General features: G+C 53.6%; 10 protein-coding genes. 7 read left to right on the top strand and 3 right to left on the bottom strand.

Annotated features, from left to right (window positions below; translation table 11 throughout):
* Window positions 1-73: 73 nt before the first annotated feature.
* Window positions 74-631, bottom strand: coding sequence for a DJ-1/PfpI family protein (locus tag MUU51_RS17550; protein WP_258968235.1), 558 nt, complete (start codon window positions 629-631; stop codon window positions 74-76).
* A gap of 260 nt (window positions 632-891) precedes the next feature.
* Here MUU51_RS17550 and MUU51_RS17545 point away from each other — a divergent pair, with 260 nt between their 5' ends.
* Together MUU51_RS17545 and MUU51_RS17540 are read left to right on the top strand one after the other, a co-directional pair.
* Window positions 892-1,395, top strand: coding sequence for a non-heme ferritin-like protein (locus tag MUU51_RS17545; RefSeq protein ID WP_258968234.1), 504 nt, complete (start codon window positions 892-894; stop codon window positions 1,393-1,395).
* Between the two features lie 163 nt (window positions 1,396-1,558).
* The gene (locus MUU51_RS17540) at window positions 1,559-2,902 is read left to right on the top strand and encodes an anaerobic C4-dicarboxylate transporter (RefSeq protein ID WP_258968233.1); all 1,344 of its coding nucleotides are present in this window, start codon (window positions 1,559-1,561) and stop codon (window positions 2,900-2,902) included.
* Between the two features lie 82 nt (window positions 2,903-2,984).
* Here the strand turns inward: MUU51_RS17540 and MUU51_RS17535 are convergent, their stop codons facing one another.
* Complete coding sequence (locus tag MUU51_RS17535) at window positions 2,985-3,239, bottom strand: DUF2766 family protein (protein WP_159753399.1); 255 nt, start codon at window positions 3,237-3,239, stop codon at window positions 2,985-2,987.
* Window positions 3,240-3,374: 135 nt separating this feature from the next.
* Here MUU51_RS17535 and MUU51_RS17530 point away from each other — a divergent pair, with 135 nt between their 5' ends.
* Window positions 3,375-4,796 carry an MFS transporter gene (locus MUU51_RS17530; RefSeq protein WP_159776790.1) on the top strand — a complete coding sequence of 474 codons (1,422 nt, stop codon included), beginning with the start codon at window positions 3,375-3,377 and terminating at the stop codon, window positions 4,794-4,796.
* Between the two features lie 38 nt (window positions 4,797-4,834).
* Here MUU51_RS17530 and MUU51_RS17525 read toward each other — a convergent pair whose 3' ends face one another.
* Window positions 4,835-5,473 (bottom strand): RpiB/LacA/LacB family sugar-phosphate isomerase, encoded by a 639-nt coding sequence (locus MUU51_RS17525; protein ID WP_159776789.1) that lies wholly within the window; start codon window positions 5,471-5,473, stop codon window positions 4,835-4,837.
* Between the two features lie 249 nt (window positions 5,474-5,722).
* Here MUU51_RS17525 and MUU51_RS17520 point away from each other — a divergent pair, with 249 nt between their 5' ends.
* The 4 genes from MUU51_RS17520 (at window position 5,723) to fdnG (ending at window position 12,320) form a co-directional block, all read left to right on the top strand.
* Window positions 5,723-7,894, top strand: coding sequence for an HD domain-containing phosphohydrolase (locus tag MUU51_RS17520; RefSeq protein WP_258968232.1), 2,172 nt, complete (start codon window positions 5,723-5,725; stop codon window positions 7,892-7,894).
* Between the two features lie 105 nt (window positions 7,895-7,999).
* Window positions 8,000-8,338, top strand: a complete 339-nt coding sequence (gene yecR / locus MUU51_RS17515) for a YecR family lipoprotein (protein ID WP_159776788.1) — start codon at window positions 8,000-8,002, stop codon at window positions 8,336-8,338.
* A 191-nt stretch (window positions 8,339-8,529) separates the two neighbouring features.
* Complete coding sequence (gene ftnA, locus MUU51_RS17510) at window positions 8,530-9,027, top strand: non-heme ferritin (RefSeq protein ID WP_159776787.1); 498 nt, start codon at window positions 8,530-8,532, stop codon at window positions 9,025-9,027.
* A 245-nt stretch (window positions 9,028-9,272) separates the two neighbouring features.
* The gene (gene fdnG, locus MUU51_RS17505) at window positions 9,273-12,320 is read left to right on the top strand and encodes a formate dehydrogenase-N subunit alpha (RefSeq protein ID WP_258968231.1); all 3,048 of its coding nucleotides are present in this window, start codon (window positions 9,273-9,275) and stop codon (window positions 12,318-12,320) included.
* Window positions 12,321-12,324: the final 4 nt, after the last annotated feature.

Genomic DNA, 12,324 nt, shown 5'->3' with positions numbered 1-12,324 from the left:
AAGGGTGACTTGTCAGACAATTCACCCTGGGGTTAGCAGAATAATCTATAGCGGTGGCCAGTAAATCCTTATCTCACCAGCGATAATAAATATGCTCTGCGTGTTCACGCACCGGTGCTTCATCGCCGAGTAATCTGGCGGCGACGGTAAAGGCGAAATCGAACACGTGACCAAAACCTTTGCCGCTGATCAAATTGCCGTCTTCCACCACCGGCGCATCGACATAGTGACCGTCTTTAACGTCCTGCCAGAGATCGCCGGAACACACGTAGTTGCGCCCTTTTAACAGGCCGTTGCCGCTCAGAACGCGTGCCGCCGCAGAGCAGATTGGGCAAATCAGTTTGCCTGCCGCATCGTGCGTTGCCACAAAATCAATCACCTGCGGGTTGGTCGCTAAATTAACGCTGCCCTGCGGTCCGCCGGGTAAAACCACAGCATCGTACAGTACGCTGACGTGCTCGGTGAGCGTGCTGTCTGCTACCATTGGGATCCCGTGATAGCTGGTGACGCCTCGGGTGGTGGTGCAGGAAAGCAGTTCCACATCCAGATGCAAACGACGCAGAATATCGATGGTGACGATGGCCTCACCTTCCTCAAATCCAGGTGCCAGAAGCACCGCGACTTTTTTCATTTCGCACTCCTTAAAATCAAATTTTTGCTTGCGGGAATTACCCTTAATATTGCCCAGAAATATATTCGTTAAAAGCAACAATAGCGATCAATGCAAAGCAGATCGCAGTTTTATATTTTAATAAAAGAATATAATTGCATTGAACATCATGCCGTTAACATCGGCTTTCACAGAGTTTTAGAACGGTGATATCGAATATTTACGACATCATGTAACGAAGCGTAAATAATAACGTGACAACGCTGAATAAGGATATTGCTATGACAGTCCCTGGAATGGTTCAAAAACTCAATGCGCAGATGAATCTGGAGTTTTGTGCCTCCAATTTTTATCTGCATTTGAGCGAGTGGTGTTGTGAACATAAGCTACCGGGAACCGCAACGTTTCTGCGGTCACAGGCGCAGTCCAACGTCACTCAAATGATGCGCGTTTTTGATTTCATGAAAAAGGCCGGTGCTTATCCGGTGGTCAAAGAATCCACCCCCTGCGATGACAGCTGTAAGACCCTTGAAGACCTGTTCCTGAAAACCCTTGAAGAACACCAGCAGCGGATCAGCACGCTCAGCGCATTAACCCTTGAAGCCAAAGCGATGCATGACGACAGCACCCTGCGCTTTCTGAATACCCTGGAAAAAGAGCAACAGCAGGACGGTATTCTTCTGCAGACCATTCTCGATGAAGTGCGCAGCGCCAGAAAAGCCGGTCTTTGTATGCATCAGACCGATAAGCATCTGCTCAATGTGATGAATCATCGTCATCATTAATTTTTTTGGGCGGCATAGTCCGCCCCACCCCCTCTCTATTTGTTAAAAAAATGTACACAACAGGCTGTTTTTGCTGCTGTTTATAAATCCGATCTTCCTCTCAATTAAAAGCATTACAAAATGTAATGCTTTATGTCTTCTTTATGGATGAGACAGGTGAGAGATGATTACGCTTGAGTTTGCAGTCATTATTTTGTGCTTGCTGGTTGGAACCCGCTTTGGCGGAATGGGGCTGGGGCTAATTAGCGGTATTGGCTTATTTATTCTGTGCTTCGTTTTTGGGCTCGAGCCAGGTAAACCGCCGGTTGAGGTGATGCTGACCATACTGGCAGTTATCGGCTGTGCGGCCACGCTGCAAACCGCGGGCGGACTGAACGTGATGATGCAGTGTGCTGAAAAACTGCTGCGTAAACACCCGCAGCACATCACGCTTTTAGCCCCGTTCACCACCTGGACGCTGACCTTTTTGTGCGGCACCGGGCACGTGGTCTACACCATGTTTCCCATCATTGCCGATATCGCGCTGAAAAAAGGTATTCGCCCGGAACGTCCGATGGCGGTGGCGTCGGTGGCCTCACAAATGGCTATCACCGCTTCGCCAGTTTCTGTGGCGGTCGTGTCGCTGGTATCGATTCTCGGCGCACAGCATGGGATCGGCCATGCGTGGAGCATCCTCGAAATTCTGGCGGTTTCGGTGCCGGCGTCGCTGTTTGGCGTGGCGATTGCGGCGTTGTGGAGCCTGCGTCGCGGTAAAGAGTTGGCCGACGATCCGGAGTTTCAGGCCAAACTCAGTGACCCGAAACAACGCGAGTTCATTTACGGCAGCACCGAAACGCTGCTCAACCAACGCTTTTCGCGCGAAGCCTACTGGTCGACGTGGATCTTCTTCGCCGGGATTTTAGTGGTGGTGCTGCTCGGCGCCCTGCCGGAACTGCGCCCATCGTTCGAGGTGAAAGGCAAAATAGCGCCGCTGTCGATGAACCTGGTCATTCAGATGATGATGCTGATTTCCGGGGCGGTGATGTTGATGGTGTGCAAAGTCAACGCTGCCGCGATTTCCAACGGCGCAGTATTCAAAGCGGGGATGGTGGCGATTTTCTCGGTGTTTGGCGTGGCGTGGATGAGCGATACCTTTTTCCAGGCGCATTTGCCCGAGCTAAAAATGGCGCTGGAAGGCGTGGTGCAAAACCACCCGTGGACTTACGCGATTGTGCTGTTCCTGGTCTCGAAGCTAGTGAACAGTCAAGCCGCCGCACTGACTGCCGTCGCTCCGATGGGGCTGATGCTTGGCGTGGAGCCGAAAATGCTGATTGCTTTCTTCCCGGCCGCTTACGGCTATTTCGTCTTACCCACCTACCCGAGCGATTTGGCCTGCATCGGTTTCGACCGTTCCGGCACCACCCGCATTGGCAAATTCATTATCAACCACAGCTTCATTCTGCCGGGCTTGATTTCCGTGAGCTGCGCCTGCGTGGCGAGTTATTTACTGGTTCAGGCACTGTATTAAAAGCGCCCGGTGGCGCTGACGATTGCCAGGCCTACAACAGCATCTGCAGGCCCGATAAGCGTCAGCGCCATCGGTTTTTTCATTAATGCGTGCTGCCGTCCTGCGGCGTGAACTTCAATTCAATCAGCGCAATGGCTTTCTGAATGGCCCGCTGGGTAACCGGGTCGGCCCCCGCAGGGTGAGCGCTAAAATCAATCGCGCGTAGCTGGTTGGCCATTTTTTCACGGACTTCAACCGGGGCGATAACATCGATAACGTCGAGAATTTGTTTGATAACCAGCTGGCAGGCGACAACGTCGGAAACCAGCTCATCGTTGGCGGTCAGATTCTGGGACATGATTTTCTCCTTTTTTCAGGGGCGCCATACTAACCTGATTTTTCTGACCAGAAATCAAAAAACCTGCTGAAACCCGCATTTTCTTGCGCTATGGTCTTCTGAAACAATGATTCATTTTGATATGGCAGCTTTATCATGAGTGAAAACATCTCCGCGAAGGAGAGCCGTGGTCTGTCACCGGCCGCGCTGTTGGTGGCCGGTGCATTCTTTATGGAGTTTCTCGACGGGACGGTGATCGCCACCGCGCTGCCGGATATGGCGAAAAGTTTTGGCGTGGAAGCCGTCGCGCTGAATATCGGTATCAGCGCGTATCTCATCACCCTTGCGGTACTGATCCCCGCCAGCGGCTGGATTGCCGATCGCTTCGGCGCCCGTAACGTGTTTACCCTGGCGCTGTTCATTTTCACCCTGGCCTCTGTTTTCTGCGGGATGGCAACAAGCGTGGACAGCTTTGTCGCAATGCGCATTTTGCAGGGCGTGGGCGGTGCGCTGATGGTGCCAGTCGGACGTCTGGCGGTTCTACGCACTACGCCGAAGCACCAGCTGATTACCGCTATCGCGACGCTCACCTGGCCCGCGTTAGTGGCCCCGATAATCGGCCCGCCGTTGGGTGGATTCATTACCAGTTTTGCTAACTGGCGCTGGATCTTCTTTATTAATGTGCCGCTTGGACTGGTGGCGATTTTCCTGGCACTGCGCATCATTCCAGATATTCGTGACGACGAACGCCGTCCGTTTGACCTGCCGGGTTTCCTTGCCACGGCGATTGCGATGGTGAGCCTGGTCTACGCGATGGAAGCCTTCGGCGCGAAACATGGCCGAAGCTGGCTGCCGTTTGCGCTGCTGGCGTTGGGTGCGGCGACGTTTCTGTTTGCGCTGCGTCATTTCAAACGCGTCGAATGGCCGATGATTCGCCTCGATGCACTGAAGGTGCCGACCTTCAGGGTCACGATGTACGGCGGCTCGCTGTTTCGTGCCTCGATAAGTGCGGTACCGTTCCTGCTGCCGCTGCTGTTTCAGGTCGGTTTTGGGATGGACCCTTTCCATGCCGGACTGCTGGTGCTGGCGGTGTTTGTCGGGAATCTGACCATTAAACCTGCCACCACGCCGCTCATTCGCTGGCTCGGTTTTCGTAAGCTGTTGCTGATCAATGGTGCGCTGAACGTGCTGGCGCTGCTGGCGTGTGCCTTCCTCACGCCGCACACACCGCTGTGGGTGACGCTGCTGATTCTGTACCTTGGCGGCGTTTTCCGCTCAGTGCAGTTTACCGGTGTCAGCACCCTCGCCTTCGCCGACGTGCCCTCTGCACAAATGAGCTACGCCAACACGCTGTTCAGCACCGCGACGCAGCTCGCCGTTGGGCTGGGCATTACGCTTGGCGCAATTGGTATTCGTCTGGGCGAGAAGATAAGCGACTGGTTGCAGCTTGGCGCGGTTCCTGGGGCAAGTTTCCGGCTGGCATTTGTGTTTATCGCGGTGATTTGTCTGGTGGGAATGTTTGATACATTACAGCTGACGCGGGATGCGGGAAGTTCGGTATCGAATCGTAAGAAGTAACATTATCCGGCGGCGCGATGCCGCCGGACGTCACATCGTTACGCTAAAATCTGGCGCACGAAGGCTTCAATTTCTTTATCCTGGCAGTTTTCGAAGAAGCACTGCTGGAAGCGCTGACCGGAAACTGCGGTTTTCACCAGTTCCGGATCGATGGCGCGCAGGGTGTCGAGGTAATTTTCTTTCACCACCGCCGCTTTTACCTGATTCAGTATGCCCGCATTACGCACCTGCGGCTCTTTACGCTCCGGTGGATACCCTTCGCCGTTGCGACCGGTAAACGCTTTTTCAAAGATAAAGCGCACGTTCAGTTCCGCACCCCAGCCAAAACCTTTGGCGAACGGCAGAGACAGCGCGTTACCGTTGTTGATTTGCGCAAACAGGAACGCATCCGCTGGGTCGATACAGTAGCCGCAGACCACGCCCGGATGAATGTTCAGCGACATCAGCGCGCCCTGGCCGGTACCGCAGCCGGTCACCACGAAATCGACCGCTTTGGCATTGAGCAAAATGCTGGCCATGATCCCGAGGTGGATGTAGGTCAGGTGATGGTCCTGTTCATCACTCATGCCGACGTTGTAAACCGGGAAACCTTTCTCATCGGCCACGCCCTTAAGCTCACGATGGATGACCGCATTTTTAGCGGCCTGGCTATTTTCCATCATCAGTGCAATTTTCATTCTTTCATCTCCTGAAATCTGCGCGGAAGACTCCGCAGTGAACAATAGTGTTACCTTCACCTTAACGCGCATCAAACGCACATTCAAATTTAATGAAATATTGTTTCATTAATTATCGTTGGGCTCACAATTTTCTACGTCAATCACGATAATGAATCATTACTTACAAAATCTATAGATCTCCATCCGGGTTCATGGCAGTTAGATAGACTGAAAACAAACGACACTATAAAAATCAGGAACCTCCTTGTGCGCTCCTTGCTAACAATGTCGCTCACTTTGCTTTGGGTTACTCTGCTTATACCCGCGTATTCTCTGGGGGCTGCGCCGTTAAATTCCACGTCTCGCAGCGCGTCCGTTCCGGTCTGGCTGTTCGATGCGGACAACTTCGAATTTTGGCGAGATCCACAGGGAAATTATCAGGGTTATTACCCGGCACTCATTCAGGAAATAAATAAACGCTACGGCTATCACCTCGAACTCAAGCCGGTTAACGGCGAGGAAATTAGCCGCCGTTTCAGCACCAACAGCCCGGGTTTGTACGCAGGCGTGGTGCGCACCGAGGAGAGGTCTCGCACTAAAATCCTTTCCGCGCGTCTGTTTGATAACGAAGTCCTCGCCGCCAGCCTCAGCCGCAGCGCCGCGGTACCGGAAGATCTCAATGATACACGCGTCATTTTTCGCCGCGACGATGCCACTCAAAAACAGGTGCTGCAGCATTATCCCTGGCTTCGATTTCGCAAGCTGATTCTGGTCGATAGCAGCACTGAAGCTTTCGCTCTGCTGCGCGAACGCAAAGCCGATTTCTACATCAACGACGATTCAGAAATGGACGATACGCAGCACTATTACACACTGTCGCGCCCGTTCTCCGATTTGCGCCTGCCCTGCGTGATGGGCTTCAGCCCTGAAATGCGCTTTATGCGCGATAACATTAATCAGCTGATTGCCGAATGGCAGCAAAACGGCAAGCTCAAGGCGCTGGAGAACCAAAGCAAGCGCAATTATCTGGTCAGCCGCATTCAGGTCACGCCCGACGAAGCCGCGTGGATGCGTGATAACACGCTGACGGTGTGGCTGCCAAAAGACGAGAACTTCGCCCCGCTGCTGTGGCAAGATGCACATGGCTATCACGGCACGGTGATGGACATGATTCACGATATGCGCGACCTGCTGCACATCAACGTTGAGGTGAAATTTACCGATAACTACGTCGCGCGCCTGCGCCAGGAGAAATGGCCAGTACGGATGGTGAATGTTGTCGAAACCCGGGGCGATTCGCTGGCTGATGGGATTATTGGACCGGCGCTTTCCTGGCATAACGCCTACTACAATCGCGTCGAGCAACCGTTTTTGTGGGATGAGGAACAGGTCCGCTATAAGCGTGTCGGCATTCTTCGTGGCTCGTTTTCGGCTCTGTATCTGCATCAGCGGTTTGGTAACGACATTACCCTGCTTCCCGCGGCCTCGATTGAAGAACTCGTCAACGCGATTGAACAGCATAAAATTGATTTCATTCTTGGGGATTTAAGTTCACTGGAAGGCTCGCTACGCGGCAACGATCTATTCCGCGGCGTGCTGAAAGTCGCTGGACTGACGCGCTCGGATTACCAGATTGTCTCCTGGGTCGATAGCGCGCACCCGATGTACCCACTGTTAACGCAAATCCACCGTATCTCAAGCTATCGCACGCAGATGGAGCGCCTGCCTGAAACGTCCTGGCTACCAGACTTTAGCAAAAATACCTTCAAAATCATCAGCGTGGTGTTGCTCATTACCGTGCTGTTCAGCCTGTGCCTGTTGTGGCTGATGTGGCGGCAGATCAAACAAAGCCAGGCGGTGAACCGCAGCATCGTCGAGGCGATGGAGAAAGTGAACCGCGCCCACGACGATGAAACCGGCAGCCATATCCGTCGCGTATCAGCCTATTGCGCATTACTGGCCCGTGAAATCGGCCTGCCGCGCAAAACGGTGCAGGATATCGAACGATTCGCCTCGTTGCATGACGTGGGGAAAATTGCCGTTCCGGAGCGGATTTTACGTAAGCAAGGCCCGCTGACCGAGGAAGAGTTCAGCGAGATGAAACTGCATACGCTCAAAGGCTGGCGCATTATTCAGGGGCTGAGCCTTGGGCCGGTGGCGGAAAACATTATTCATTACCATCATGAGAAATGGGACGGCAGCGGCTATCCGGATGGGCTGTGCGGGGAGCAGATACCCATTGAAGCGCGCATTCTGGCGCTGGCCGATGTCTATGATGCACTGCGCCAAAAGCGCGTGTACAAACCGGGATATACCCATGAGCACGCCTGTTCACTGATTTTTGCCGGGGCCGGATGTCACTTCGATCCGGAACTGATTAACCGATTCCATCAACTGCACCCGACGTTTAAGGTTATTTATGACAGCCAGGCCGACTGACATCGGCGGTGGCAAAAACTGAGGGCGATTGTGTCGGCTATTCAGGGCATTGCCTTTACGCCTGCGCGCTAATATGTCAAGCAGGACTATTACGCAGAGTGAGCTATGAACAAACTCATCCCTGTCGCCGCGGCGATAGCGCTTTCCGCCTGTACGGTGCACCGTCAGGCTAACGTCACCGATGTGGATGCCACCAGCGGCATCGTACGTCTTACCTATGGCCAGGCGCCATTGCAGTCAGCCACCACCGACGACTATGTCGCGAATAGCACCGCCACCAAACAGTGCCAACAGATGGGCTATGCTACGGCTTTTGCGTACGGTCAGCCGGTTACCACCTGCACCGTCACCAGCGGATCGCTGTGCATGAATCAAAGCGTCACCATCCAATATCAGTGCCGCGGCATTGCTGTTACCCAAACCCCTTCGACAAATTATTGGTAATTTACGCTGCCGGATAAATAATGCCGGCAGTGAATTATAATTATTCTCATTTCATTATTTAATAGCTGCAATGCGTTTTATTCCCATTTGCATTTAACATTATTTATTTTTTATTTTACCTTTTGCAAATAAGTTAATTACAAATTATAGTTTCTGCGTATTTCCCCTGAGCCTAATATGACGGAGCACCCATGCTAAAAACGGAAATGATCGACCAACTCAATGAGCAAATGAATCTGGAACTCTCCTCCTCTCTGCTGTATCAGCAGATGAGCGCATGGTGCAGCTATCATAGCTTTGAGGGTGCCGCCGCGTTTCTGCGCCGTCACGCCCAGGAAGAGATGACCCATATGCAGCGCCTGTTCGATTATTTGACTGACACCGGCAGCCTGCCGCGTATTAGCACCATCGAATCACCGTTTGCCGAATATGCATCACTGGATGAACTGTTCCGTGTGACCTATGAACACGAGCAGCTGATCACGCGTAAAATTAACGAGCTGGCACATGCGGCAATGACCAATCAGGATTATCCAACCTTTAATTTCCTGCAGTGGTACGTGGCCGAGCAGCACGAAGAAGAGAAGCTGTTTAAATCCGTTCTCGATAAACTGTCTCTGGTCGGTAAAAGCGGTGAAGGCCTGTACTTCATTGATAAAGAGCTGGCGACCCTCGACGCACAAAATTAATGTTCTGCTGGCAGCGGGTCTCCGCTGCCCCTTCATTTATTGAGGCGGGATTCTTCCCCCGCTACCTCTCCCTACCCCCCATTGCAACCGCCTACGCACCCTAAATAGTTAATGAATGCCGTCCCCCGCCACCCCTTAAGGGCTATACCCATCCCCATTCGTTAGCGAATTGATTTCACTCAATATTACCCCTTCCTTAGCTGTTATTTTCACCTTCGTTAATACGTCATAACAATGAGGTTACGATGGAAGTCAGCCGCAGAAAATTCTTTAAAATCTGCGCCGGCGGAATGGCAGGCACCACGGCGGCGATGTTGGGTTTTGCCCCAACGGCAGCCCTTGCGGAAGTACGCAGCTACAAACTGCTGCGTGCCAAAGAGACCCGTAATACCTGTACTTACTGTTCCGTAGGTTGTGGATTGTTGATGTACAGCCTGGGTGACGGCGCGAAAAACGCTAAATCCAGCATTTTCCATATTGAAGGGGACCCGGATCATCCGGTAAACCGAGGGGCACTTTGCCCGAAAGGCGCAGGCCTGCTGGACTATGTCCACAGTGAAAATCGTCTGCGTTATCCTGAATACCGCGCGCCGGGTTCCGATAAGTGGCAGCGCATCAGCTGGGCTGACGCCTTCTCGCGCATTGCCCGCCTGATGAAAGAGGATCGTGACGCCAATTTCATTGAGAAGAACGCGCAGAACGTGACCGTAAACCGCTGGCTCTCCACCGGCATGCTGTGCGCTTCCGCTTCCAGTAACGAAAGCGGCATGCTGACACAAAAATTTGCCCGTTCACTGGGTATGTTAGCGGTTGATAACCAGGCACGCGTCTGACACGGACCAACGGTAGCAAGTCTTGCTCCAACATTTGGTCGCGGTGCGATGACCAACCACTGGGTTGATATCAAAAACGCCAACGTAGTGATGGTGATGGGCGGCAACGCCGCTGAAGCCCACCCGGTCGGTTTCCGCTGGGCGATGGAAGCCAAAAACAACAATGACGCCACGCTGATTGTGGTCGATCCGCGCTTTACCCGCACCGCTTCGGTGGCGGATATCTATGCGCCGATTCGTTCCGGTACCGACATTACTTTCCTGTCGGGCGTTATTCTGTACCTGATGACCCACGGTAAAATCAACGCCGAATACGTCAAAAGTTATACCAATGCCGCGCTGCTGGTACGCGACGACTTCAGCTTCGATGATGGCCTGTTCAGCGGCTATGACGCAGAAAAACGTCAGTACGACAAAACGACCTGGAACTATCAGTTCGACGAAAACGGCTTTGCGAAACGTGACGAAACCCTGACTCACCCGCGCTGCGTGTGGAACCTGCTCAAAGAGCATGTCTCCCGCTATACACCGGACGTGGTTGAGCATATCTGCGGCACGCCACAGGAAGATTTCCTGAAGGTCTGCGAGGTGTTGGCCTCAACCAGCGCGGCCGATCGCACCACGACGTTCTTGTATGCGCTTGGCTGGACCCAGCACTCCGTGGGTTCGCAGAATATTCGTACTATGGCCATGATCCAGCTGTTGCTGGGCAATATGGGGATGGCGGGTGGCGGCGTGAACGCCCTGCGCGGACACTCCAATATTCAGGGATTAACCGATTTAGGCCTGCTGTCCACCAGCCTGCCGGGCTATCTGACACTGCCAAAAGACACGCAGAGCAGCCTGGAGAACTATCTGGCCGCCAACACGCCAAAAGCGACTCAGCCTAATCAGGTCAACTATTGGGGCAATTACCCGAAATTCTTCGTCAGTCTGATGAAGACCTTCTGGGGTGACGCCGCCCGTGCAGACAACCAGTGGGGCTATGACTGGTTGCCAAAATGGGACCAGGCCTACGACGTGCTGAAGTATTTCGACATGATGGACAAAGGTGAAGTCAATGGCTACATCTGCCAGGGCTTTAACCCGGTCGCCTCGTTCCCGGACAAGAACAAAGTGGTCGCCTCTCTCAGCAAGCTGAAGTATCTGGTGGTGATTGATCCGCTAGTGACAGAAACCTCAAACTTCTGGCAGAACCACGGCGAATCCAACGACGTCGATCCCGCACAAATTCAGACTGAGGTATTCCGTCTGCCCTCCACCTGCTTCGCGGAAGAAGATGGTTCTATCGTCAACTCCGGACGCTGGATGCAGTGGCACTGGAAAGGCGCTGATGCGCCGGGGGAAGCCCGGAATGATGGCGAAATTCTGGCGGGTCTGTACCACAACCTGCGCACGCTTTACCGCGAACAAGGCGGTACAGCCAGCGAGCCAGTACTCAATATGACGTGGAACTACACGTTGCCGGACAGGCCGGAATCGGAAGAAGTGGCTAAAGAGAGCAACGGTTATGCGCTTGCCGATCTCTTTGACGCCGATGGCAAATTGCTGGTGAAAAAAGGCGAGCTGCTGGATTCCTTTGCCCAACTGCGCGACGACGGTTCGACCTCTTCAGGTTGTTGGATCTGGAGCGGAAGCTGGACACGTCACGGTAATCAGATGGCTAACCGAGATAACAGCGATCCGTCCGGACTGGGCAATACCCTCGGCTGGGCCTGGGCATGGCCGCTCAACCGTCGCATCATCTACAACCGCGCCTCCGCTGACCCGCAAGGGAAACCGTGGGATGCGAAACGGATGTTAATCGAATGGAACGGCACAAAATGGGTTGGCAACGATATCCCGGACTACAACACCGCCGCACCAGGCAGTGGCGTCGGGCCATTTATCATGCAACCCGAAGGGGTCGGTCGACTGTTTGCGCTCGACAAAATGGCAGAAGGTCCGTTCCCGGAACACTACGAGCCATTTGAAACGCCGCTGGGCACCAACCCGCTGCACCCGAACGTCATCTCTAACCCGGCCGCACGGCTGTTCGACGCCGACGCAAAACGCATGGGCGAGCGCAAAGCGTTCCCTTACGTGGGCACGACCTATCGTCTGACCGAGCATTTCCATACCTGGACTAAACACGCACGGCTTAACGCTATCATGCAGCCAGAACAGTTTGTGGAAATCAGTGAGAAGCTGGCCAGGGCCAAAGGCATTGCCAATGGCGATATGGTGAAAGTCAGCAGCAAGCGTGGCTTTATCCGTGCCAAAGCGGTGGTGACGCAACGTGTCCGGACATTGCAGGCGGGTGGACAGGAAGTGGAAACGGTAGGTATTCCGCTGCACTGGGGCTTCGAGGGGACGGCGCGTAAAGGCTATCTCGCGAACACCCTGACGCCGTCGGTGGGTGATGCCAACTCGCAAACGCCAGAGTACAAGGCGTTTCTGGTCAACATTGAGAAGGCGTAAGGAG

It is taken from the genome of Scandinavium manionii (genome assembly GCF_024764775.1).
GTDB lineage: Bacteria > Pseudomonadota > Gammaproteobacteria > Enterobacterales > Enterobacteriaceae > Scandinavium > Scandinavium manionii.
Note: the sequence above shows the minus strand (reverse complement) of the source record. Positions and strands in the feature narration are given on the sequence as shown.

Bases quoted from the DNA above. Each gene is read 5' to 3' on its own strand.
- MUU51_RS17550 (WP_258968235.1), bottom strand. From the start codon at position 631: ATGAAAAAAGTCGCGGTGCTTCTGGCACCTGGATTTGAGGAAGGTGAG.
- MUU51_RS17545 (WP_258968234.1), top strand. From the start codon at position 892: ATGACAGTCCCTGGAATGGTTCAAAAACTCAATGCGCAGATGAATCTG.
- MUU51_RS17540 (WP_258968233.1), top strand. From the start codon at position 1,559: ATGATTACGCTTGAGTTTGCAGTCATTATTTTGTGCTTGCTGGTTGGA.
- MUU51_RS17535 (WP_159753399.1), bottom strand. From the start codon at position 3,239: ATGTCCCAGAATCTGACCGCCAACGATGAGCTGGTTTCCGACGTTGTC.
- MUU51_RS17530 (WP_159776790.1), top strand. From the start codon at position 3,375: ATGAGTGAAAACATCTCCGCGAAGGAGAGCCGTGGTCTGTCACCGGCC.
- MUU51_RS17525 (WP_159776789.1), bottom strand. From the start codon at position 5,473: ATGAAAATTGCACTGATGATGGAAAATAGCCAGGCCGCTAAAAATGCG.
- yecR (WP_159776788.1), top strand. From the start codon at position 8,000: ATGAACAAACTCATCCCTGTCGCCGCGGCGATAGCGCTTTCCGCCTGT.
- ftnA (WP_159776787.1), top strand. From the start codon at position 8,530: ATGCTAAAAACGGAAATGATCGACCAACTCAATGAGCAAATGAATCTG.